Below are 23,120 nucleotides of genomic sequence, written 5' to 3'. Positions count from 1 at the left end.
GTTATTGCCCCCTCAAAGCAACACCGGATGCGGCATCGAACAACCGCACCGCACTTGGATGCGGCGCGAAATGCAACGCCCGCCCCATTTCAAACCCAGTGTCATTCTCAAACACCGTCTTCGCGCTGGCCGCCCCGTCGCCCAGATGCAAAATCGTCCGCGCGCCGATGCGTTCGACAAAGCTGATCGGCATCGCCATGCCCTGCCCTTCGGAAACCCGCGCCGCCTGCTCTGGCCGAAACCCGAACACCACATCCCCCTTGGCCCGTCGCGCCGCAGCCGCCTGCTCCGGTGCCAAAGGCAGCGAATGCCCCAAAGCTCCCAGATCAATCGCCATCTGCCCGGCCACCTCTGTCGGACGCCCGTGCAACAGGTTCATTCCCGGCGAGCCAATAAACCGCGCCACAAACAGGTTCGCCGGATCGTTATAAATCTGCAGCGGCGTGCCCACCTGCTGCAACACGCCATGGTCCATCACCGCAATCCGGTCGGCCATCGTCATCGCTTCCAACTGGTCATGCGTCACATACACCATGGTCTGCTTGAAGCTGCGTTGCAGCCCCTTCAACTCGGTCCGCATCACCGCCCGAAACGCCGCATCGACATTTGACAAAGGCTCATCCAGCAGGAAAATCGCAGGCTCCATGATCGCCGAACGCCCAATCGCCACCCGCTGCAGGATGTTCACCGACAGTCCCGCCGCGGGACGATCCAGCATCGGCGTCAGTTGCAACAATTCGGCCATCGCATTGGTCCGCCGCGCCACCTCATCGGCAGGCCTGCGCGTCGCACGCAGACCGTAAGACAGGTTCTGCCGCACCGTCATATGGGTGAAAATCGCGTAGTTCTGAAACACGAACCCCACGCCGCGCCGCCCCATCGGCACCCCAGCCATATCGCGGTCCCCGAACAGAATCCGCCCCTCAGACGGCACCTCCATCCCCGCGATCATGTTCATCGTGGTGGATTTGCCGCAGCCCGACGGCCCCAGCAGCGCCACGAACTCGCCATCCGCAATCGTCAGATCCATCGTCTTCAGCGCGGTAAAGGCGCCGAAGCGTTTCACCAGATGTTCCAGCCGGATCATGCTCATGCCCGCACCCTCGCCATACGTTTCAAGGCCCAGACACAGACCACCGACAGCACGATCAGGATCGCCAAAGCAATCGCCGCGACATAGCCCCAGATCAGGTCTTGGGTGGCGATTTTATAGATGTAAACGCTGATGGTTTCGGTCGCCACACCCGGCCCGCCGCCGGTCATGATGAACAGCGTATCAAAAATCTTGAAACACTCGATCACCCGGATCGCCAGCGCGATGCCAATGATCGTCTTCATCCTCGGCAACACAATCGAGGTAAACCGCTGCAACGGATTGGCCCCGAGCAAGGTCGCCGCCCGCACCTGATCCTCCGGCACGCCCACCAAACCTGCGAGCAAGATCAAGAACATCAGCGGCGTCCATTGCCAGATGTCCGCCACCATCACCGCAACCAAAGCAAGGTTCGGATCAGACAGCCAAGCAATTGTCACCGGCGACCCCGTGAACATCGCCAGAATGTCATTCACCGGGCCGCCCGACTGGAACAGCATGAAAAACATGTAGCCCGCCACCGCTGGCACCACCATCATCGGCATGATCAGGATCGAATAGAACACCCGCTTGCCCCGGAAATCATCCATGAACAGCGTCGCCAACCCAAGCCCCAGCATGAACTCAATCGGCACGCAAACCGCCATCACCAAAGCCGTGCGCCCCAGCGCCGCCCACAACCGACTATCGCCCAGAAGGTCGCTATAATTGGCGAAGGTGTTCCAAAACTGCCACGCTTGCGGCCAAGATTGCCCCGACAAAGGCGACCAATCGGTCAGCGAGATATAGGCCTGCATCAGCAGCGGAAATACCGAGATGAACAGCACCAGCACCTGCGCAGGCAGTGTCAGCCGGAAGCCCAAACGTGCGGATTCGTCCTTCATTGCTTCAACGCTCCAAACGTCAATCCGCGCACCAGATGTTTCTGGATCAGCACGCCCAACACCACCGGAGGCACCGCCGCCATCAGCCCCAACGCGGCCTTCGCGCCATAAAGCTGCCCGGTCATGGATGAGGAAAGCGAGGCCATATAGACCGGAATCGTCACCCATTCCCGCGTCGTCAGCAGCAAAGCGATCAGGTAATCCGACCAATTCAGGATGAACACAAACAGCGCCGCCGAGGCCAAAGGCGCGCGCATCATCGGCAGGGTGATCCGCCAGAACACCCGTGCGCGGCTACAGCCTTCCACCAAAGCCGCTTCCTCAATCTCTTTCGGCATGTCGTCGAAAAAGGTTTTCATCAGCCAGAACGCGAAGGGCAAAGTGACGATCCCATAGACCAGCGCCAGCCCCCACCAGGTATCGGTCATGTTGAAAAACGCCCACATGATCATCACCGGGGTCATCACCGCCATCGGCGGAAACAGCCGCAACTGCACCAGCGCCAACGGCAAATTGCCACCCGAGCCAAACCGCGACAGCCCATAAGCCGCCGCCGTCCCCGCCGTCATCGCGATCACAGTGCCGATGCCCGCCGACAGGAAAGACGCCAAAATCGGCTTCAACGCGGTGCGATCCAATGCCACGATCAGATCAGAATTGCTGACGCCGAACACATAGCGGAAATTGTCCAAAGTCGGGGCTTTCGGCCACCACGTCAGCGCCGCCCCGGTCGCCTGCCATTCCGGGATCGGCTTGAACGCCATCGACGCCATCCACAGGATCGGGATCAGCGTGACGGCCACCGCCAGCAAAATCATCGTGTATCGAAATGCCTCAAAGGCCAGCGAGCGGGTCATTTTACTTCCAAAAATTCAAAGGATTGGTCGGCGCGCAGGGTCCGCGCCGACCAAGGTGGTTTGCGGTTCTCCGCAAGCCACCATTAGATCAGGTTAAGACGGGAGAGCCTTAAACCGGATCAAGCACCGTCGGCCAAGCTGCCTTGTTGGCCTTAATCGCCTCGATAATCTTCTCCTCACCCGTCCGCCGGGTGATCTTCGCCCAAGCATCCGCCGTATCCGCCATCGCCTGCGCCGCCGTCTTGGCCCCGGTCAACGAAGCCATCAGGTTCTCATCCAGCGCATTGTGGAACGCGGTCGCCCCCGGATAGTTGATCGACGGCACCGTGCGCGCCACCGTCTCGCGCACATTGTCCATATGGTAGGCGTGATAGGTTTCCCGCACCAGCGGATCGGCGAAATCGTTCAGAGAGAACGGGTCGAAGTAGCCGCCCGGATTGGCCGTCATCCACGAATATATCCGCGCCGAGCCCAGCCATTGCAGCAACAAGTACGCCACTTCCGGGTATTCCGATTGCGACGAAACCATCCCCGTCAGGCTGAACCACAGCACCGAACGGCTGACGATCTTGCCATCCACTTCCGTCCCCGGCGGCAGCATCGAGCCAATCTTGCCCGTCACGGTCGAGCCAGTATTGCCCGCATTATCCAAGAACTTCGGCAGGTTGGAAAACGCGCAAGTCATCGCAGCGCCACCAGAAGCGAAGTTGCCATACTGCTCCGGCCAGCCCCAGCTGATCGCATCCGGCGAGTGGTGCGACAGGCTGTCGATATAGGCCTGCGTCGCCGCCACCCCGTTCTCGGAATTGATCAGCGGCACGCCATCATCACCAAACAGGAACTGGTTCGGCGAGGCCATCGAGGTAAAGCGCTGATACCAGTTGGTATAACCCCAGCCCTGATTGCGCAGATCGGTCGAGCCGAACAGCCCCTTATCCGGCCGCTGGAAAAACGCCGCCACATCTGAATGTTGCTTCCACGTCTTTGGCGGCGCCAGATCGTAGCCGTATTTGTCCTTGAACGCCGCCTGCTCGGTCGCATCACCAAACAGATCGGTGCGATACACCCAAGTCTGGAAATCGCCATCCAAGCTGACGCCATAAGTCGAACCGCGATATTGGTTCAGCAGAGCCACGCCCTGCGCGCCGTTGACATAGCCGCGCTCAGGATCATCCCACTGAGGTTTATGCGCTTCGACATAATCATCGAGCTTGGCAATGCCGCCGGATTCCGCCAGATCGCCCAGACGGTTCCAATCGGTCGAATAGATGTCATAGGCCCCACCAGAAGTGGAAATATCCTGCATCGTCTTGGTAAATTCCTGCCCGTTCGGCAGCCCGACAATCTCCAGCGTGATCCCGGTTTCCTTCTCCCACAGATCCTTGATCGACGGCGCGCCTGCCGGGAACGGCTGTGTCAACTGCCCGATCGAGCCATCCGACAAAGCCATCACGATCTTGGCGGGCGCTTTCCCCGCGCCTTTCAGCGCCTTCACCGCCTCAACCGCCCGACCTTCCGGCGTATCCGGCCCGTACTGATAGCGCTCTGCCCCCGGAAACCCGGTCGGACCACCAATCATCCCTTGCGCCAGCGCATCCGCGCCCTCGGCCCGCGCCGGGCGGATAAAGCGGGGTGCGATGCCAATCGCCGCGCCATAAACAGCCAGTTTACCGCCGCTCGTCAGTAACTGACGCCGCGAGATGCGACCTGTGTGATCCATATGTGTCCCTCCCAAGACAGCAAAGCCCATGCGTTGATGCGCCTTAATGATGTTTTATGATTATATAAATCATTTCGTCAACATCATAAAGCTGCAAATTGATGGCGGAACCGGCCAAGAAAGCGGTGCCCATCACAGAGATCACCCTGCATATCCTTGATATGTCGCAATATTACCAAAAAATGCCGCCCATCCGCACATCAGCAGAATATCTTCAGCTTCGCGTTCCTCCATCGCAAATCAATCAAAATACATCATTTACAGATCACTTTTTCAATGGCACTAAGAACAAACCCAACCAAAGCGACCCAAAACGCATGAACACTCAAAACCCGACGCCGCCGCGTGCCACCCTGCATGACGTTGCCCGCGAGGCCAATGTCTCCTCCGCCACGGTGGATCGGGTGTTAAATGGCCGTGACGGTGTCCGCGCACGCACGCGTGAGGTGGTTTTGCAAACCGCGCGGCGCTTGGGCTACATCGCGGACACCGAGACGCCTGACCGCCCGAGCCATATCGCCCAGATTGACCTCGCTTTCCTTTTGCCCGCAGGCACCAACGCTTTCATCAACGCCCTGCACCGCCAGATCGAGATCAGCGCCGCCGCGCGCCCCGATCTAAGTGTCAAAATCGAACGCATCGAGGGCTTTAACCCACAAACCGTCGCAGCCCACCTCCTCGCGCTGCGCGGCCAAGTCGCGGGCGTCGGCCTGATCGCGCAAGACCACCCCCTCGTGCGCGAAGCGATCCGCACCCTCAGCCAAAGCGGCACGCAAGTGCTGACCCTTGCCACCGATATCCAAAATGTCCCCCGCCTTGCCTATGTCGGCATCGACAACCGCCAAGCCGGGCGGCTGGCCGGGCAACTGATGGGCCGCCTGCTGCCCGCAGGCCAACCCGCCAAAGCCGCCCTGTTCGCAGGCTCGCTCGCCTATCGCGGCCATGAGGAACGTGAGATGGGCTTCCGCCACATCCTGCGCGAAGAATTCCCGCATATCCAAATTCTGGAACTGCGCGAGATCATGGACGACCGCCAGCGCGCGCAGGCGGAAACCAGCGCTTTGCTCAACCAACACCCCGACCTCGCCGCGATCTACAACGTCGGCGGCGGCACCTCTGGCATCGCCACCGAACTGCGCGCCCGTGGGCTGGAGCATCGCGTGGTGTTCGTCTGCCACGAGGCCACCGAAAGCAACAAGGCCTTCCTGCTGGATGGCACGGTGGATGCGGTGATTGACCAGAACCCCCGTGTTGAGGCGCGCGAGGCCCTCAACCTGCTCGCCGCCGCCGCCTGCAACCAGCCCTACACCTACATCCCGCCCCGCCTGCAACTGGTGCTGCGCGAAAACCTGCCCGACGAGTGATCAGATCCAACCCAAGACCCGCCACCACAGATAATCCAGCGGCAACAGCACCACCACCGTCACCACCGCCAAGCGCCACAAAACCCGCGCCAAAGCCCCCAGCTTTTCGCCCGAAAGCTGCATCGCCACCACCAAAGGCGCCACCTGATACGGCAGCAGCACGGTCGAGAAACCTACCACCTGCGTCATCAGCACCGCCTCCAGACTAAACCCGCTCGCCCCCGCCAAATCCTGCGCCATCGGCGTCAACACCGAAGGCACGCTCGGCACCGTGGTCACCAACCCGGTTAGCATCGACATCAGCGACAACGAGGCGAAGTTCACCGCCGTCCCACCCGGATGCAAAGGCAAAACGCTCTGCAAGCCCTGCCCGATCAACGCGCCAAGACCCGAGCTGTTGACCAAAGCCCCCACCGCCAGCGCCCCCGCCACGAACAACAGCAGCCCGAAATCCACCGCAGCCTTGAACGCCGCCGTCGACACCACGCCAAAACCGGGGCTCAGCAACACCACAGCCGCAGCAAGCCCGACCCAAGCCGCATTCACCCCATGCACGGAATCCGTCATCCACAGCCCCAGTGTCACCAGCAACACGCCCGCCACCCGCGCTTGGGCCGATCTATTGGCCGGGGCCAAAGCCGCCGCAGATTCCACCACATGCGGGGCCACCTCCGCCGGAAACATCCGCAACACCAACCACGCGGTCAGCGCCGATTTCACCACCCCCAGCACCGGATAATGCAGCCAAAGATAGGCCGTATAGCCAAAATGCGCGCCGTAGATCGTCTCCGCCGCCCCCGACAGCACCATATTCGGGATATTCGCGGGCAGAATCGCAAAACTCGGCATGTTGCAGGCAATCGCCAACGTCACCGCAATGCCAATCCGCCCATTTGACCCCGGCTGAAACCCCGCCCGCGCGGCCAAGGCCATACCAATCGGCACCAGCACCACCGCACGCCCCACCGAAGACGGCATGATGAAGCCCAAAGCCATCGCCACCAACGTCAGCCCAAAGATCATCCGCGCATAACTGCCATCCAGAACAGGCCCCAACACCCGCGCCAGCACCACCCCCAACCCCGAGGCACTGATCGCTGCCCCAATCACAAAGCCCGAAATGATCAGCCACACGGCGGTTGAACTGAACCCCGAGAAAACCAAATCCGCCGGGGCGAGGCCAAACACCAACACCACCGCAAACAAGATCAGGCTGGCGAAGTAATTCGGCACCACGCCACTGGCCCAAAACCCCAGCGTCACCAGCACCACCGCGAGAATCCGCGCCTGCGCCGCAGTCAACCCCGCAGGCGGCAGCAGCGCCAACGCCAACGCCCCAACAACCAGAGCCGCCACCATCCCCTGTTTCACCGTAAACCCAACCCGCTGCATCGCTCGCTCCACATTGCTCATGCAGCCACCCTAGCCGAAACCGCGATAATGCGTTAGACCACCATGATGCCAGAACATGTCGCTCATACGCCAAACCACACCCCCAGTGCCACTGGCTTCCTGCTGGACGCTACCCGGCCAATCCTCGCCTATGGCCGCACCATGCGTCCCCAAGACGGCATCGCCCCGCACCATCATCCCCGCGCGCAACTGCTGTGGGCGCTGCGGGGCGTGTTGCGCATCCGTGCCGCCGATGCCACATGGATCGTGCCGCCCAGCCACGCCGTCTGGATCCCCGGCGATGTTCCGCATCAGGTGCAATCGGATACTGAAACCGATATCCGCAACCTCTACATCGACCCCGCGCTGCCCCTGCGCACCACCAACCAGACCTGTGCCGTCCTCACCCTCACTCCGCTGATGCGCGCGCTGATCCTGCGGCTGCACGGTGACGACACCACCGCAGCCTTCTCGCCCCGCCTGCTGCGCCTGTGTGCTGTGATCGCCGATGAGATCGAAACCCTGCCCGAAGCCCCGCTGCATCTGCCTGGCGGCCACGACCCCCGCCTTGTGCGTCTAACCCGCCACCTGATCAACCATCCTGATGATCCAAGCCCGCTGCCCGACCTCGCCCGCAGCACCGCCGCCAGCTCCCGCACCCTAGAGCGTCTATTCCGCGCCGAAACCGGCCTCAGCTACCGCCAATGGCGCGCCCGCCAGCGCCTTCTGCTCGCCATTGAACGGCTGACGCGCGGCCAAAGCAGCGCCACCATCGCCTATGCCCTGGGCTACCGCAGCCCCAGCGCCTTCACCGCCGCCTTCCGCGCAGAATTCGGCACCCCGCCGCAAAGCTTCCTGAAACAAGCAGTCGCGCCGTAACGGCAGCGCAGTAAGGCCCCGAAAAGCCGCCACAACTAACCTATAGCGGCGCGGCACTCGTTTAGATCGGGAAAGCCCCTAAAATTTATCTAAAATTTGCTTTCATCTTGGCTCAAATATCCCACGGGGGTCCGGGGGTGTGAAACCCCCGGCGCTCCCTGCAGCAAACCGCCCTTACTCGCCCGGCAACCGCCGCACAGCCCCTGTCGCCGCCGAAGTCGCAAACAACCCATAAGCCCGCAGCGCCTGAGACACTTTCCGCGCCCGCGGCTTCACCGGCTTCCAACCCTTGGCATCCTGCGCCGCCCGCCGTACCGCCAGATCCGCCTCCGACACCGCCAAATGAATGGTCCGCGCCGGAATGTTGATCTCAATCCGGTCGCCTTCTTCCACCAGGCCAATCAGCCCCCCCGAAGCCGCCTCGGGCGAGACATGCCCAATCGACAGACCCGAAGTGCCGCCCGAGAACCGCCCATCGGTCAGCAGTGCACAGGCTTTGCCAAGCCCCTTCGATTTCAGATACGAGGTCGGATACAGCATCTCCTGCATCCCCGGCCCACCTTTCGGCCCCTCATAGCGGATCACCAGCACATCGCCTTCTTTGATCCAGTTCGACAGGATCGCCTCCACGGCGGCGTTCTGCGATTCAAACACCCGCGCCGGGCCTGCGAACACCAGAATGGAATCGTCCACCCCCGCGGTTTTCACAATGCACCCCTCAGGCGCAATGTTCCCCGACAGCACAGCCAAGCCGCCATCCTTCGAGAACGGAGTCTTCGCCGAACGAATAACCCCCTTCGCCCGGTCAGTATCCAACTCCGCCCATTTCCGGCTCTGGCTGAACGCAACTTGGGTCGGAACCCCACCCGGTGCCGCCAAAAACAACTCCCGCACTTCTGGATGATTGCTGCGCGAAATATCCCAATGGTCAATCGCCGCCCCCAACGTCGGCGCATGCACCGTCGGACAATCGCGGTTCAACAGCCCCGCCGCATCCAACTGACCCAAGATCGCCATGATCCCGCCCGCGCGATGCACGTCCTCCATATGAACGTCCTGCTTGGCCGGGGCCACCTTGCACAACACCGGCACCTTGCGGCTCAAAGCATCAATGTCGGCCATGGTGAAATCGACGCCACCCTCGTGCGCCGCAGCCAAGATGTGCAGCACAGTGTTGGTGGACCCACCCATCGCAATATCCAGCGCCATCGCATTTTCAAACGCGCCCTTGCTGGCAATATCGCGCGGCAACAGCCCCTTCTCGTTGCCCTCATAATGCCGCTTGGTGATATCGACGATCACCCGCCCCGCCTCAAGGAACAACCCCTGCCGCGCCGAATGCGTCGCCAAAGTCGAGCCATTGCCCGGCAAAGACAGCCCCAAAGCTTCCGTCAGACAGTTCATCGAGTTGGCGGTAAACATCCCCGAACATGACCCACACGTCGGGCAAGCCGCTGCCTCAATCTTCGCCAGATCCGCATCCGACACGCTTTCATCCGCCGCCGAAACCATCGCATCGACAAGATCGAGCGCCAATTCCTTGCCGTCGATCACCACCTTGCCAGCCTCCATCGGCCCGCCCGACACGAACACCACCGGAATGTTAAGCCGCATCGCCGCCATCAGCATCCCCGGCGTGATCTTGTCGCAGTTGGAAATGCACACCATCGCATCCGCGCAATGGGCGTTGACCATGTATTCGACGCTGTCCGCGATCAACTCGCGCGAGGGCAGCGAATACAGCATCCCGTCATGCCCCATCGCAATGCCATCATCCACCGCAATGGTGTTGAATTCCTTCGCCACACCGCCCGCCTTCTCGACCTCGCGCGCCACCATCTGCCCGAGGTCTTTCAGATGCACATGCCCGGGCACAAACTGGGTGAACGAGTTCACAATCGCAATGATTGGCTTGCCAAAGTCGCCATCCTTCATCCCCGTCGCGCGCCAAAGCCCGCGCGCACCCGCCATATTGCGGCCGTGAGTGGTGGTTCTGGAACGATAAACAGGCATGGCTGATCCTCTGGCTATGGCGCGCCGCAAGCGATGCGCAAACTTGCGTCCCTTATTGACCCTTGCCGAAGCAGGCTTCAAGAGCGCAATCGCAAACGCAGGCAAGTGATGGCCGATATTTGTGCAGTTTTTGATCACCAACACAGGGCCGCGCCCGACCTCGGGAGGACGCGCCAACAGAAGTTCTACGCACTTTATGCCTCAAGCACTCCCCCAGAACTTCTGCTGGTGCCCTTGGCAATCGCGCCCTCCCGGCGGGAGGTCGGGCGCGGCCCGGCGGGCTTCGCCCTTGATTCCGGGCAGGAGGGGAACGCCAAAGTAGTGTCAGATATCTGCGAGCTCGACTGCGCCAGCATTGCTAGGGTCAGGACCTATTGATTTTGCAACGCAGCCGTGATTCAGGCTCCGCAAGGAGACTGAGCAATGAGCAACCTTTACTGGCTGACGGACGAGCAGATGGCTCGACTTAAACCCTTCTTTCCCAAGAGCCACGGGGTGCCGCGTGTCGATGATCGTCGGGTCTTGAGCGGCATTATCTTCATCAATCGCAATGGCTTGCGTTGGTCTGACGCGCCGAAGGAATACGGCCCGGCGAAGACGCTTTACAACCGTTGGAAGCGATGGGGCGACATGGGCGTCTTTGCCCGGATGATGGAAGGGTTGGCCTCCGAGGCGGCGGTCCCGAAGACGGTGATGATCGACGCGACCTATCTCAAGGCGCACCGCACGGCTTCAAGCCTTGGGGTGAAAAAGGGGGGCGCGGTCGTCTGATTGGCCGGACCAAAGGTGGCATGAATACCAAACTGCATGCCGTCACTGACGAAAACGGCCGACCGATCCGCTTCTTCATGACCGCAGGTCAGGTCAGCGATTACACCGGCGCTGCGGCCTTACTGGGCAGCTTACCCAAAGCGACGTGGCTGCTGGCTGACCGGGGTTATGACGCCGACTGGTTCCGAGACGCCCTGAAAAACAAGGGGATCACGCCTTGCATCCCCGGCCGGAAGTCACGCGCGAAGCCTGTCAAATACGATAAACGCCGATACAAACGCCGCAATCGGATTGAGATCATGTTTGGCCGTCTCAAAGACTGGCGGCGGGTGGCAACACGTTACGACAGATGCCCAAAAGTCTTCCTCTCCGCCGTCGCTCTCGCCGCAACCGTCTTGTTCTGGCTTTGACGATCAATGAGTCTGGACCCTATGCAACATTAATCGGGACTACGGTATTTCAGAAAAGACTTGCTTGCAATGTCCGCCAAGTTATTAGCTCAACTGCGTTTTACATGCACAACATAGGGCAGCGCCAGACCGCCGGGTGGGCGCAGCCACAGATGTTCTAGGCACTTTATGCTTCAGCAAATCCCCCAGAAGTTCTAAGCGCGACAGCGCAGAAGCGCCCGCCCGTGGGGGCGGTCAGGCGCTGCCCGGCGGCGCTAAAGCGCCTTGAATCCGGGCGGGTTGTTTGCTTGCAATGACTAAGACATAGAAAACCTGAGAAACACGGCAGCGGATACCAAACCTCCATACCCCCCCAAATCCACCCCTCCCCCTGTCGCCCCCAGACCTTCCCCCGCCTCACCAATCCCCTATAACCCCGGACAGAGGAGACACAAATGACCACCGCTCGCCCACCGCTATCCGCCCGCAACCCGCAAGCCTATGGCTTTGCTGTCACCCTGCTGGGCGCGTTGTTCTTCTTCCCCGACGCTTTGGTGGTGCGCCTGATCGACACTGACACCATGACCATCGCGGTCTGGCGCGGCATCGCCGCCGCCGTCACCACCTTTGCAGGTCTGGCAATCTTCGGCCGCGCCAGTCTGCCGCATTGGCGCGAACTCTTGCGCTGGCCGTCGCTCGCGATGATCTTCCTGCAAGGCATAGGCTCGGTGTTCTTCCTCGCCTCCTTGGGCCAAACCTCCGCCGCCAACGCCCTGCTGATCCTCGCCACCGCCCCGTTCATCGCCGCCCTGATGTCATGGGCGATCCTGCGCGAGCGGATCGACACCCCGACATGGGGCGCGATCTTCACCGTGTTCGCGGGCGTCGGCATCATCGGCGCGGGCAGCTTGGGCGGCGGTCACCTGTCAGGCGACCTCTTTGCGCTGGCCAATGCCGTCGTCATCGCCGCCTATTACGTTGTGATCCGCATGGCCCCGCAAGGCAATCTGATGCCCGCCATCGCCGTCGGCTACTTGCTCACATCCGCCATCGCCTACCCCTTCGCGCCCATGGCCCCGCTTGGCCTCCAGCAAGCCGCCCTGATCTTCATCTCCGGTGGCGTCATCCTCGCCGGAGGCTGCGCTTTGCTGCAAATCGGTCCGCGCTACCTGCCCGCCGCCGAGGTTTCGATGATCACCATGCTGGAAATCATCGCAGGCCCGCTGCTGGTCTGGCTGTTCATCGGCGAGAATCCGGGCACGAAAACCCTGATCGGCGGCTGCGTCATCCTGATCGCGATCACCGCCCACACCCTGCTGAAACTGGCGCAAAGCCAACGCGGCTCAAACTCTGCCAACTCCGCCTGATGCGCCTGCTGTTCGTCCACGCCCATCCCCATGCCGACAGCTTCACCGCCGCCTGCCGCGATACCGCCATTCAAGCCGCGACGGCAAAAGGTCACGAAACCAAACTCATCGACCTCTACGCCGAGAACTTCCAACCGAACCTAACCCCCGACGAGTGGCTCAGCTACCCCGACCCCGATGCCATAGACGACGCCCTTTCCCCCCACATCGAAGCCCTGCAATGGGCCGAGGGCCTGATCTTCACCCACCCGACATGGTGGAGCGGCCCGCCCGCCATCCTGAAGGGCTGGCTCGACCGCACATTCCGCCCCGGCATCGCCTTCCACGTCGACGGCAAAACCCTGCGCCCCGGCCTGCCCAACATCCGCCTGCTCGGTGTGCTCACCAGCCTTGGCGCGACAAGCCTGCAATACAACCTCCTCCTCGCCGCCCCCGGACGCCGCCAATTCCTGAGGTCCTTGCGCGCCTGCACCAACCGCCAGTGCAAAACCCTCTGGCTCGCCCATTACGCCGTAGCCAGCAGCACCGAAGCCTCCCGCGTCGCCCACCTTGCGAAAATAGCGGCACGCATAGCACAGATTGCGGTTTAACGCACCCGACCCACCAGCACTGCTTGCCGCCCGCGCCCCAAGCGTTTATCAATGCCCCATAATAAAAGGGCAGACCGATGCGCATTCTGATCACCAACGACGACGGCATCAACGCCCCCGGCCTTGTCACGCTGACCCGCATCGCGCAGGAAATCGCTGGGCCCAAGGGCGAAGTCTGGACCGTCGCCCCCGCGTTTGAGCAATCCGGCGTCGGCCATTGCATCAGCTACACCCACCCGATGATCAACGCCAAACTGGCCGACCGCCGCTATGCCGTCGAAGGCTCGCCCGCCGATTGCGTGCTGGCCGGAGTCTACGACGTGCTGGAAGGCGCGAAACCCGATCTGGTGTTGTCCGGCGTCAACCGAGGCAACAATTCCGCCGAAAACGTGCTCTATTCCGGCACCATCGGTGCGGCTATGGAAGCCGCCCTGCACGGCATCCCCGCCATTGCCCTGTCGCAATACATGGGCCACGACACCGAAGATCTAGACGATCCGTTTGAGGCCGCCGCCAGCCATGGCGCCAAAATCATCCGCGCCCTGCTCGACAAAGCCATCTGGACCACCGACGATTACCGCATCTTCTACAACGTCAACTTCCCGCCCTGCGCCGCAAAGGCCGTCAAAGGCCACAAGGTCGCCCCGCAAGGCTTCCGGCGCGACACCAGCTTTGGCATCCAGCCCTACACCGCCCCCTCCGGCAAACGCTTCCTCTGGATCAAGGGCGGCCCGCAGCACACCCCCACCCTGCCCGGCACCGATGCCGCCGTGAACCTTGACGGCTATATCTCGATCACCCCCCTGCGCTGCGATCTCACCGCCCACGACACCATCGCCGACCTCACAAAGCGGTTGGGATGATGGAGAACGGCCTGCCCGAAGATGAGACGGCGGCCGAGCGCAAGATGCGATTCCTGTTTGCCCTCAGATCCAAAGGTGTGACCGACGCCCGCGTGCTGTCCGTGATGGAGCGGGTGGATCGTGGCCAGTTCGTGCGTGGCCTGTTCGCGGAACGCGCCTATGAAGACATGCCGCTGCCCATCGCCTGCGGTCAGACCATCAGCCAGCCTTCCGTGGTCGGCCTGATGACGCAAGCCCTCAACATCAGCCCGCGCGATACGGTCTTAGAGGTCGGCACCGGCTCCGGCTACCAAGCCGCCATCCTCGCCCACCTTGCGCGACGCGTCTACACCGTCGACCGCCACCGCCGCCTTGTGCGCGAGGCGCAAGACCTGTTCCGCGATATGGGCCTCGTCAACATCGTCGCAATGACCGCAGACGGCAGCTTCGGCCTGCCCGACCAAGCGCCGTTTGATCGCATCATCGTGACAGCCGCCGCCGAAGACCCGCCCGGCCCGCTCTTGGCGCAGTTGAAAGTTGGCGGTATCATGGTGGTGCCCGTCGGCCAATCTGATACAGTGCAGCACCTGATCAAAGTCACCAGGCTGGCGACAGGCTACGATTACGAAGAACTTCGCCCAGTGCGGTTTGTGCCACTGGTCGAGGGCATCAGTGCAGACTAGAACGCAACAAGACGCCCGGACCAACCGGGCAAGGTACAGAGGCAAGCATGACCCTATCGCGCCTTCCCATTCTTGGCCTATCCGCCCTGCTGATGGTCTCCGCCTGTGGCAAAACCAAGCCATTTGATTGGGACCTGCGCGCGGGCCATGGCGCGCTGGACACCTCGGATGCCGCCCTGCGCGCCACCGACCCTCGGCCCGCAACCGATGCCAACGGCGTGCTGTCTTATCCGAATTACCAAGCCGCCGTCGCACAGCGCGGCGATACTGTGGCATCGGTCGCCGCCCGCGTTGGCCTGCCTGCCGATCAGTTGGCGCAGTATAACGGCCTGAAGCCCGGTGACAGCTTGCGCGAAGGCGAAACCCTCGCTTTGCCCGCCCGCGTCGCCGCAACCCCGACAGCCGGCACGGCCACCCCCGGCGCGGTCGATGTCTCCTCCATCGCCACCACAGCACTAGACCGTGTCGGCACCACCACGCCCGCCGCCGCGAAGCCGAGCAAACCCGCAGGCACCGAGCCTATCCGCCACCAAGTCAAACGCGGCGAGACTGCATTCTCCATCGCGCGGATCTACAACATCTCCGCCCGCTCGATTGCCGATTGGAACGGCCTCGGCCCCGATCTGGAAGTCCGCGAAGGCCAATACCTGATCATCCCGACGGCCAATGCCTCACCACCGCCCACCGATCCGGTTGCCATCACCACCGTACCCGGCACAGGCTCGCCCACACCCGAGCCGCCCTCGGCGAAAAAACCGCTGCCCGCTGAGAAACCCGCCAAGGCCAGCGAGAAACCTGCCCCCGCCGCTGATCTCGGCAAAGACCGCACCGCCGCTTCCGCGTCGCGCTTTACCATGCCCGTCAGCGGCAAAGTGATCCGCGCCTATGTCAAAAAGAAAAACGACGGCATCGACATCTCTGCCGCCGCAGGGTCTTCGGTGAAAGCCGCCGCCGATGGCACCATCGCCGCTGTCACCAAAGACACCCAAGGCACCCCCATCGTGGTGATCCGCCACGCCGATGGCATCCTGACAGTCTACGCTGGCGTCGATGGCCTCAAAGTCGCCAAAGGTGACAAAGTCGCCAAAGGCCAAGCCATCGCCGTGGTCCGCGCCGGCGACCCCGCCTTCGTGCATTTTGAGATCCGCAAAGGCGTCGAATCCGTCGACCCGATGGCGTATTTACAGTAAGGGCGCGGCGCTCCCGGGTGGGGCGCTGATCGCTTTCATCTTGGCGAAAATACTCCCGCCGGAGGCTCTTTTGGCACGCTCAAGGTGCCTCCAGCGGGCCGCTCAAGATTTGGTAAAAAGCGCGTTTGCAACGGTGCCAGCAGAAACTCCGCGGAAGATGTTGAACCATGTAGCGCCAAAAAGCGCCTAGAACCAACCTTCGCCCGCCACCCGAGGTCGGGCGGGCCCCTCCGTCCTCACGCAGCAGGTCCGCTTTGTCCGCAAATCTCCAGTCGCTTTGAGCCCATTGCGGACGTTCTGCGCTAGCCAGTTTTTTCCATCACCTAATATGCCTAACAGCGACGTGCTCCTCCCGATGCTGCCTCTCCTACGAGTAGGAATAAGCTAGGGTCAGGACCTATTGATTTTGCAACGCAGCCGTGATTCAGGCTCCGCAAGGAGACTGAGCAATGAGCAACCTTTACTGGCTGACGGACGAGCAGATGGCTCGACTTAAACCCTTCTTTCCCAAGAGCCACGGGGTGCCGCGTGTCGATGATCGTCGGGTCTTGAGCGGCATTATCTTCATCAATCGCAATGGCTTGCGTTGGTCTGACGCGCCGAAGGAATACGGCCCGGCGAAGACGCTTTACAACCGTTGGAAGCGATGGGGCGACATGGGCGTCTTTGCCCGGATGATGGAAGGGTTGGCCTCCGAGGCGGCGGTCCCGAAGACGGTGATGATCGACGCGACCTATCTCAAGGCGCACCGCACGGCTTCAAGCCTTGGGGTGAAAAAGGGGGGCGCGGTCGTCTGATTGGCCGGACCAAAGGTGGCATGAATACCAAACTGCATGCCGTCACTGACGAAAACGGCCGACCGATCCGCTTCTTCATGACCGCAGGTCAGGTCAGCGATTACACCGGCGCTGCGGCCTTACTGGGCAGCTTACCCAAAGCGACGTGGCTGCTGGCTGACCGGGGTTATGACGCCGACTGGTTCCGAGACGCCCTGAAAAACAAGGGGATCACGCCTTGCATCCCCGGCCGGAAGTCACGCGCGAAGCCTGTCAAATACGATAAACGCCGATACAAACGCCGCAATCGGATTGAGATCATGTTTGGCCGTCTCAAAGACTGGCGGCGGGTGGCAACACGTTACGACAGATGCCCAAAAGTCTTCCTCTCCGCCGTCGCTCTCGCCGCAACCGTCTTGTTCTGGCTTTGACGATCAATGAGTCTGGACCCTAGACACACGTCGAGCGCTGGAAACTGATCAATTCCAAACAATTTTTCAGTTTCGAAAACCGTTATGAGAGAGGCGCAGCAGAGACCGGTTGGAAATATAGACACCTACCGGATACCATGGGGCATGCTCCGTCAATTCTCTGTTGTTCTCTAAGCAAAGAAACTGGCTATCCTTCATGTTATTCAACAGGGAGTATTTATTTACGGGTGGGTAATCTGTGTTAGCAATCGACCCACTAAAGGCGTCAAATGGATAGCATCCATGTGCGGAGGCGGAAAGCCATCCGTTGCCAGAGCATACATCCCACCCAAGCAATGTTAATTTGTTCGAAAGCATCTTATACTCTTCCAATGGAGGAGAAACGCTCAGTGATGGCAATCGATGTTCCTCTACTGAGCGAAAACATGCATACAGGTCCATATCGTCCAGCTTGTCCAATGCGGTTGCATTAACCATTTGAAGCGCCCCCGGATAGGTGACTTCGTTGTTGCCCACTTCATCCGTGAAGTATGCTTCTAGATCGCTTGGAACTCTTTCAATAGGTTCCCACACGCCGTCGTAGGCAGAAATTACATATTGTCCATTTTTGGATTTTGGCATTTCGCATACCATCATTGATGCAATCTGAAAATTTTGCATGTTCTTCCCATTTGTAGGTATGATCGACACCGTTTCGGGCCACTTTGGTCCAGCTCCGCTTAATTCGTCAACGTTGATCAATCTTCGGATGCATGAAGGTGACCAGCACAAAGCAGGTCCTTAGCGGAACGGCAGCTTCGTCCCGCAAAGCTGCCACCATGACATATCGAGGAGCGGCATCTCCTTGATCCTCCCAAGCCAAGCTGTCTTCGTGCTCATCGAGGCGCACAACAGCACTGTTCGGCTATTTCATCTGTCCTAAAATATCCCCACCAGAGGCTTCCTCAGCACCCCCAAGCGCTAACGCCCGGTTAACCTTAACCAAAACCCTTCGGAATAACCCAATAAAAACAATGGTCCCGAGTTGGGACCACCCCAATCTCAGACCTCGCTCACCAAAACCTTATCAATCCGCAGCCCATCCAGGTCTATCACCTCAAACTTGTAACCCTCGGCGACGAACACATCCCCCAGCACCGGCATCCGCCGCAACTGATGCAGCACCAACCCCGCGATGGTATCGTATTCCCCCGCGAGCCCGCGCGACAACCCCAGCCGATCACAGAACTCATCCGCAGGCATCCAACCCGACACCAGCAAACTACCATCGCCCCGCACCAGCAAAGCAGGCTCGTCCGCATCCGCCGAACTCTCCGCCCCAGTGATCGCTTCCAGCACGTCATCGGTGGTGATAATGCCCTCAAAGTGGCCATACTCATCATAGACCAGTGCTATGTGATGCAGAGATTTGTGCAGCACCACCAACGCATCCAAAGCATCTGCCTGATCCGACACCACCGGCACATCGACCACCAGCGCCTTCAAATCCAACGCCTCGCGCCGTGAGACAACGTTGAATACGTCGGCGAGGGTGACAATCCCCACCACTTCCCCGGTCACGCGGCTCTGCACCAGCATCCGTGGCCGCGCGATCTTACGGATCATCGCCACCGCTTCGGCCGAGGTCGCCTCCAGCTCCAGCATCTGCACCTCATGGCGCGGCGTCATCAGGGCGCGGGCAGTCCGGTCCCCCAAACGCATCACCCCCGCCATCATCTCACGCTCGCCATCCTCCAGAACACCGCCCTCATGCGCCTCGGTCAGCAGGGTGTGGACTTCTTCCTCCGTCACTTTATTGCCGCCAACACCGCGCTGGCCCAGCAGCCACAGCACCGTTTTGCCCGACCAGTCCAGCAGCCACACCACCGGAGTCGTCACCGTGCTCAGCACCGCCATCGCCGGAGCCACCCGGATGGCCACGCCTTCGGCATTGCGCAGCGCCAGTTGTTTGGGAACCAGTTCGCCAATGATCAGCGAGACATAGGTGATCGAAACCACCACCCCGCCGACGCCCACGGTCGAGGCCCAATCGGCATCCATCCCCATCTTGACCAGCCAATTCGTCAGCCGCAGACCCAAGGTCGCCCCTGACAAAGCCCCCGACAGCACCCCGACCATGGTGATGCCGATCTGCACGGTTGACAAAAACCGCCCCGGATTCTCCGCCAGCTTCAGGGCCGCCGCCGCACCTTTGCTTTTGGCCTCTAGCGATTTCAGCCGCGCCGGCCGCGCCGAGACAATCGCCATTTCAGACATCGAGAGCACGCCGTTCAAAACGATCAGCGCAGCCAGAACGAGGATTTCTATAATCATGATGCCGCTAAGATCAGGCCCGCGCGCAGAAATGGCAAGGGGTCACAAAGAAACCCCGTGACGCGCCGCCAGATCGCAGAAAAATTGCCACGCCACCCGGCCCGAGCGGCTGCCGCGCGTTGCCTGCCACTCAATCGCCTCAGCCCGCAGGGTATCGGCATCGACCACCACGCCATGCGCGTCCGCATAACCCCGGATCATCGCCAGATATTCGTCCTGCGAGCAGGGATGGAATCCCAGCCACAGCCCAAACCGATCTGACAGCGAGACTTTCTCCTCAACCGCTTCCCCCGGCGTGATCGCGGTGGAGCGCTCATTCTCAATCATGTCGCGCGGCATCAGGTGGCGACGGTTTGAGGTGGCGTAAAGCAGCACATTCTCGGGTCGCCCTTCAATGCCGCCATCCAGCACCGCTTTCAGCGATTTGTAGTGCTGGTCGTCATGGCTGAATGAAAGATCATCGCAGAACAAGATGAACTGATGAGCTGCCGCCCGCAGATGCGCGAGCAGGCGCTGCACCGATGGTAAGTCTTCGCGCGACAGTTCGACGATCTTCAGATCATGGCCTTCCTTGCGCACTGCCGCATGGATCGCCTTGACCAGCGACGATTTCCCCATTCCCCGCGCGCCCCAAAGCAGCGCGTTATTGGCAGGCAAACCCCGCGCAAAGAAACGCGTGTTCGCGAGCAAAGTATCACGCGAGCGATCCACCCCGATCAGCAGGCCAATATCGACGCGGCTCACCTTGGCCACCGGCTCCAGCTGATCCGGTCCGGTGTGCCAAGCAAACGCCTCCGCCGAAAAATCAGGGGCAGGCATCGCCGCAGGAGCCAACCGCTCCAGAGCCTCGGCAATCCGCGTGAGCGCGTCGGTCATTCTTCCGGGTCCACCCAACTGCCATCCGCCCGCGCTTCCGCTTCGCGTTTCTTCTCGAACCCGGCAATCATCCAGATCGACAGCTCGTACAGCGGGTAAATCGCGAAAAACATGATCAGCTGGCTCATCACATCCGGCGGCGTTGCTACCGCCGCCACCGTCAAAATCGCCACCACCGCATATTTCCGCGTCGCCCGCAGACCGCTTGCCGAAATCATTCCGGCCTTGCCCATCAGCGTCAGCAGCACCGGAAGCTGAAAGCACAGCCCAAACGCCATGATGAACTGCATGGTCAGCGACAGGAAACTTTCCACCGAGCCCTGATACAAAACCCCCGCCGCCGCACTGGTGATCGACGGCGCGACAGGTACAGCGCCGGGGTTCATCGCCTTCGAGAAATCGCCCTGATACGACAAGAAGAAGTGAAATGCCCCCGGCAAGATCATGTAATAGGCAAACGCAGCCCCGGCGATAAACATCGCCGGAGACGCCAGTAGAAATGGCAAAAACGCACTCTTTTCATTGCGATAGAGCCCCGGCGCCACGAAACGCCAGAGCTGGAACGCGATCACGGGAAAAGACATCGCAAACCCGGCCCAGACCGCGATTTTCACCGCGACAAAGAAGCCTTCCTGCAGCTTGATCAGCACGAATTGGCACTTTTGGCCGTAATCCGCCATCGCGTTGCACATCGGAATCGACAGCACATGAAAGATCGGAATCCACAGCAGATAGCCAACCAGACAGCCCACCCCCAGCACCGCGACCGAGATCAAAATCCGGTTGCGCAGCTCTTTCAGATGCTCGATCAGCGGCGCGGCGCTTGCGTCCACATCATCAGTATGGCTCATGCTTCATCCGCCTTTTTGGTCTTGCGCGGTGCGCGGGGTTTTGGCGCGGGTTGGGTTTCGGCCGCAGGTTCCGCCACGGCGACCGGCTTGCGCACGCGCGGCTTCACCGCGGGCTTCACCTCGGCTTTCGAGGCCGCAATCCCGCTATCAACCGCCTTCAGCTTCTGCGCCGTCTCGGCCAAAATCGCCTTTTTCGCCGCTTGCTTATCCATCAAAGCCTGCGTTTCCGGCCCCAAAATTTTAGGCTCCACCGCAGCAACAGGTTCGGCAATCGTTGCAGGCTCTGTCCCCACAGTCGGAACCGCCGCAGGCATCGGCGGCGGCACCAGTGGCTTGTTGCCAACACTGGACGCCACCGTAGGCTTGGCCGCATTCTTGATCGGATCCCATTTCTCAAACCGATCCGCCGCCTCTTTCACCTTGTTCAGGCCCATCGACTTGGCCGAGGTCATGCCCTTCAGATCATCCGCCACATCCTTGACGCCCGAGTCTTTCGCCGCCTGCTCCATCGCGCGGGAAAACTCGCGCGACATCTGCCGCAGCTTGGCGGTGAAGCGGCCCAACTGCCGGAACATATCCGGCAGATCTTCCGGCCCAATCACAATCAGCGCCACGATGCCGATCAGCACCAATTCGGCCCAGCCGATATCCCCAAACATCTAAAGCAAGCCCCTTCGCGGCACCCGGCCCTAATGGCCTCTCGTCAGACAGACATCAGATCACAGCAAAAGCCGCAAGCCTCAGACCTTGTCTTTATCGGCCTCAACTGGCGCTTCGGCGGGCGTTACATCGCGCGCAGCCTTGGCCGCCGCTTCTTTTTCAATCTCAGAGGTGCCATCCGACACGCCCTTCTTAAACGCCGTGATGCCGCGACCAAACTCGCCCATCAGGTTCGAGACTTTGCCTTTGCCAAACAGCACAAGCACAACAATCGCCACCACCAGCAGGTGCAACGGGCTTAGATGCATGATCAATCCTCCATAAAGCCGCCTCTGCGGCAGGTCTGGCACTGACTTAGGCAGGGAACCCGGCGGAATGAAACCGGAAATTCCTGTAAACCGCCGCTATTCTCCGCTATAGCTGACAGCTATATGTCAGTTGCTCTTGCCGAAAAATCCAGCGATGGAAGCCCATGCGCCGCACCGACCGCCTGTTTGACCTGATCCAGATCCTGCGCGATGGCCGTTTGCACCGCGCGTCCGAGATATCGACGCGGCTGGGCGTCTCGATCCGCACGATCTGGCGTGACATGAACACGCTGATGGCCTCGGGGCTTCCGGTCGAAGGCGAGCGCGGCGTTGGCTACATCCTGCGCGCGCCGATCACCCTGCCGCCGATGATCCTGAATGCAGTGGAGTTAGAGGCGCTGCGGCTTGGATTGCGCCTTGCGGCCGAAGGGCCTGAGGCGACACTTGCCAAAGCCGCCCGCGCTTTGGCCAAGCGTATTGCGGCAGTGACGCCTGCGCCCACGCACGACCCCGGCGATCTGTTCGCCTTCCCCGGCCCGACCGACAACCGCGCACCGAAACACCTGCCCGCGCTGCGCCGCGCCATCAAGGCCCATGAACGCGTCGCCATCACCTATATCGACCCGCGTGGCACCGAGAGCCACCGCGACATCCGGCCGCTGGCACTGGAAAAACACGCGAAAATCTCTACCCTCGCGGCGTTTTGTGAGGCGCGCGGTGATTTCCGCAGCTTTCGTGTCGATCGTATCGTGGCGGTGACCCTGACGGGCGAACGTTACCCGGACGAGCCCGGTCGCACCCTGCCCGACTACCGCGCGCGGCTGGACGCTGAGACGATTCGCGATCCAGCTTAACGCAGCGTGCCCAAGAT

At 61.0% G+C, this 23,120-nt stretch carries 22 protein-coding genes; 10 read left to right on the top strand and 12 right to left on the bottom strand.

Annotation, left to right across the window (positions count from 1 at the left end):
• Position 1: 1 nt before the first annotated feature.
• The 4 genes from ACS5RD_RS14430 to ACS5RD_RS14415 all read right to left on the bottom strand — a co-directional run bounded on the left by ACS5RD_RS14430 (position 2) and on the right by ACS5RD_RS14415 (position 4,554).
• Positions 2 to 1,093 carry an ABC transporter ATP-binding protein gene (locus tag ACS5RD_RS14430; protein WP_489927996.1) on the bottom strand — a complete coding sequence of 364 codons (1,092 nt, stop codon included), beginning with the start codon at positions 1,091 to 1,093 and terminating at the stop codon, positions 2 to 4.
• On the bottom strand, positions 1,090 to 1,977 hold the full coding sequence (locus tag ACS5RD_RS14425) for a carbohydrate ABC transporter permease (RefSeq protein ID WP_489927995.1): 888 nt from the start codon (positions 1,975 to 1,977) through the stop codon (positions 1,090 to 1,092). The genes ACS5RD_RS14430 and ACS5RD_RS14425 overlap by 4 nt, the downstream gene beginning before the upstream one ends.
• Positions 1,974 to 2,834 (bottom strand): carbohydrate ABC transporter permease, encoded by an 861-nt coding sequence (locus ACS5RD_RS14420; protein WP_054004905.1) that lies wholly within the window; start codon positions 2,832 to 2,834, stop codon positions 1,974 to 1,976. Before ACS5RD_RS14420 ends, ACS5RD_RS14425 begins: the two co-directional genes overlap by 4 nt.
• Positions 2,835 to 2,943: 109 nt before the next feature.
• Positions 2,944 to 4,554 carry an extracellular solute-binding protein gene (locus ACS5RD_RS14415; RefSeq protein ID WP_489927994.1) on the bottom strand — a complete coding sequence of 537 codons (1,611 nt, stop codon included), beginning with the start codon at positions 4,552 to 4,554 and terminating at the stop codon, positions 2,944 to 2,946.
• Positions 4,555 to 4,871: 317 nt separating this feature from the next.
• Here ACS5RD_RS14415 and ACS5RD_RS14410 point away from each other — a divergent pair, with 317 nt between their 5' ends.
• On the top strand, positions 4,872 to 5,918 hold the full coding sequence (locus tag ACS5RD_RS14410; protein WP_489927993.1) for a LacI family DNA-binding transcriptional regulator: 1,047 nt from the start codon (positions 4,872 to 4,874) through the stop codon (positions 5,916 to 5,918).
• On the opposite strand, the gene ACS5RD_RS14405 is transcribed toward ACS5RD_RS14410, so the two are convergent.
• Complete coding sequence (locus ACS5RD_RS14405) at positions 5,919 to 7,331, bottom strand: SLC13 family permease (protein ID WP_489927992.1); 1,413 nt, start codon at positions 7,329 to 7,331, stop codon at positions 5,919 to 5,921.
• A gap of 45 nt (positions 7,332 to 7,376) precedes the next feature.
• Here ACS5RD_RS14405 and ACS5RD_RS14400 point away from each other — a divergent pair, with 45 nt between their 5' ends.
• Positions 7,377 to 8,189 carry an AraC family transcriptional regulator gene (locus ACS5RD_RS14400; protein WP_489927991.1) on the top strand — a complete coding sequence of 271 codons (813 nt, stop codon included), beginning with the start codon at positions 7,377 to 7,379 and terminating at the stop codon, positions 8,187 to 8,189.
• Positions 8,190 to 8,363: 174 nt separating this feature from the next.
• Here the strand turns inward: ACS5RD_RS14400 and ilvD are convergent, their stop codons facing one another.
• Entirely contained in the window at positions 8,364 to 10,202 is a 1,839-nt protein-coding gene (gene ilvD / locus ACS5RD_RS14395; RefSeq protein WP_489927990.1) for a dihydroxy-acid dehydratase, read from the bottom strand.
• A gap of 423 nt (positions 10,203 to 10,625) precedes the next feature.
• On the opposite strand from ilvD, the gene ACS5RD_RS14390 reads away from it, so the two are divergent.
• The 7 genes from ACS5RD_RS14390 to ACS5RD_RS14360 all read left to right on the top strand — a co-directional run bounded on the left by ACS5RD_RS14390 (position 10,626) and on the right by ACS5RD_RS14360 (position 17,241).
• Positions 10,626 to 11,383, top strand: a protein-coding gene (locus tag ACS5RD_RS14390) for an IS5 family transposase (RefSeq protein ID WP_489927796.1) whose coding sequence is annotated in 2 segments (ribosomal slippage) — positions 10,626 to 10,944 and positions 10,944 to 11,383 — 759 coding nt in all. Because the reading frame shifts where the segments join, the coding sequence is not laid out codon by codon here.
• Positions 11,384 to 11,817: 434 nt separating this feature from the next.
• On the top strand, positions 11,818 to 12,729 hold the full coding sequence (locus ACS5RD_RS14385; RefSeq protein ID WP_489927989.1) for a DMT family transporter: 912 nt from the start codon (positions 11,818 to 11,820) through the stop codon (positions 12,727 to 12,729).
• Complete coding sequence (locus tag ACS5RD_RS14380; RefSeq protein WP_489927988.1) at positions 12,729 to 13,319, top strand: NAD(P)H-dependent oxidoreductase; 591 nt, start codon at positions 12,729 to 12,731, stop codon at positions 13,317 to 13,319. The genes ACS5RD_RS14385 and ACS5RD_RS14380 overlap by 1 nt, the downstream gene beginning before the upstream one ends.
• A gap of 77 nt (positions 13,320 to 13,396) precedes the next feature.
• Positions 13,397 to 14,182 carry a 5'/3'-nucleotidase SurE gene (gene surE / locus ACS5RD_RS14375; protein ID WP_489927987.1) on the top strand — a complete coding sequence of 262 codons (786 nt, stop codon included), beginning with the start codon at positions 13,397 to 13,399 and terminating at the stop codon, positions 14,180 to 14,182.
• On the top strand, positions 14,182 to 14,844 hold the full coding sequence (locus tag ACS5RD_RS14370) for a protein-L-isoaspartate(D-aspartate) O-methyltransferase (protein WP_407638395.1): 663 nt from the start codon (positions 14,182 to 14,184) through the stop codon (positions 14,842 to 14,844). Before surE ends, ACS5RD_RS14370 begins: the two co-directional genes overlap by 1 nt.
• Before the next feature lie 47 nt (positions 14,845 to 14,891).
• A complete protein-coding gene (locus ACS5RD_RS14365; RefSeq protein WP_489927986.1) occupies positions 14,892 to 16,034 on the top strand; it encodes a peptidoglycan DD-metalloendopeptidase family protein in 1,143 nt (380 codons plus the stop codon).
• 449 nt (positions 16,035 to 16,483) lie between these two features.
• A protein-coding gene (locus ACS5RD_RS14360; RefSeq protein ID WP_489927796.1) for an IS5 family transposase occupies positions 16,484 to 17,241 on the top strand; the annotation gives its coding sequence in 2 pieces (ribosomal slippage) (positions 16,484 to 16,802 and positions 16,802 to 17,241; 759 coding nt in all).
• Between the two features lie 66 nt (positions 17,242 to 17,307).
• Here ACS5RD_RS14360 and ACS5RD_RS14355 read toward each other — a convergent pair.
• The 6 genes from ACS5RD_RS14355 to tatA form a co-directional block, all read right to left on the bottom strand.
• Positions 17,308 to 17,901, bottom strand: coding sequence for a hypothetical protein (locus ACS5RD_RS14355; RefSeq protein ID WP_489927985.1), 594 nt, complete (start codon positions 17,899 to 17,901; stop codon positions 17,308 to 17,310).
• A gap of 381 nt (positions 17,902 to 18,282) precedes the next feature.
• On the bottom strand, positions 18,283 to 19,554 hold the full coding sequence (locus ACS5RD_RS14350) for a hemolysin family protein (RefSeq protein ID WP_489927984.1): 1,272 nt from the start codon (positions 19,552 to 19,554) through the stop codon (positions 18,283 to 18,285).
• Positions 19,555 to 19,596: 42 nt separating this feature from the next.
• Positions 19,597 to 20,430: an ATP-binding protein gene (locus ACS5RD_RS14345; protein ID WP_489927983.1), complete on the bottom strand. Its 834-nt coding sequence runs from the start codon at positions 20,428 to 20,430 to the stop codon at positions 19,597 to 19,599.
• The gene (gene tatC, locus ACS5RD_RS14340) at positions 20,427 to 21,281 is read right to left on the bottom strand and encodes a twin-arginine translocase subunit TatC (protein ID WP_489927982.1); all 855 of its coding nucleotides are present in this window, start codon (positions 21,279 to 21,281) and stop codon (positions 20,427 to 20,429) included. The genes ACS5RD_RS14345 and tatC overlap by 4 nt, the downstream gene beginning before the upstream one ends.
• Positions 21,278 to 21,940 (bottom strand): Sec-independent protein translocase protein TatB, encoded by a 663-nt coding sequence (gene tatB, locus ACS5RD_RS14335; protein WP_489927981.1) that lies wholly within the window; start codon positions 21,938 to 21,940, stop codon positions 21,278 to 21,280. The genes tatC and tatB overlap by 4 nt, the downstream gene beginning before the upstream one ends.
• An 81-nt stretch (positions 21,941 to 22,021) precedes the next feature.
• Positions 22,022 to 22,249 (bottom strand): twin-arginine translocase TatA/TatE family subunit, encoded by a 228-nt coding sequence (tatA, locus tag ACS5RD_RS14330; protein WP_156317316.1) that lies wholly within the window; start codon positions 22,247 to 22,249, stop codon positions 22,022 to 22,024.
• Between the two features lie 164 nt (positions 22,250 to 22,413).
• Here tatA and ACS5RD_RS14325 point away from each other — a divergent pair, with 164 nt between their 5' ends.
• Positions 22,414 to 23,103 carry a helix-turn-helix transcriptional regulator gene (locus ACS5RD_RS14325; RefSeq protein WP_054004890.1) on the top strand — a complete coding sequence of 230 codons (690 nt, stop codon included), beginning with the start codon at positions 22,414 to 22,416 and terminating at the stop codon, positions 23,101 to 23,103.
• The last annotated feature ends 17 nt before the right edge of the window (positions 23,104 to 23,120 follow it).

The sequence above is a fragment of the Cypionkella sp. PAMC25878 genome (genome assembly GCF_058135695.1).
Note: the sequence above shows the minus strand (reverse complement) of the source record. Positions and strands in the feature narration are given on the sequence as shown.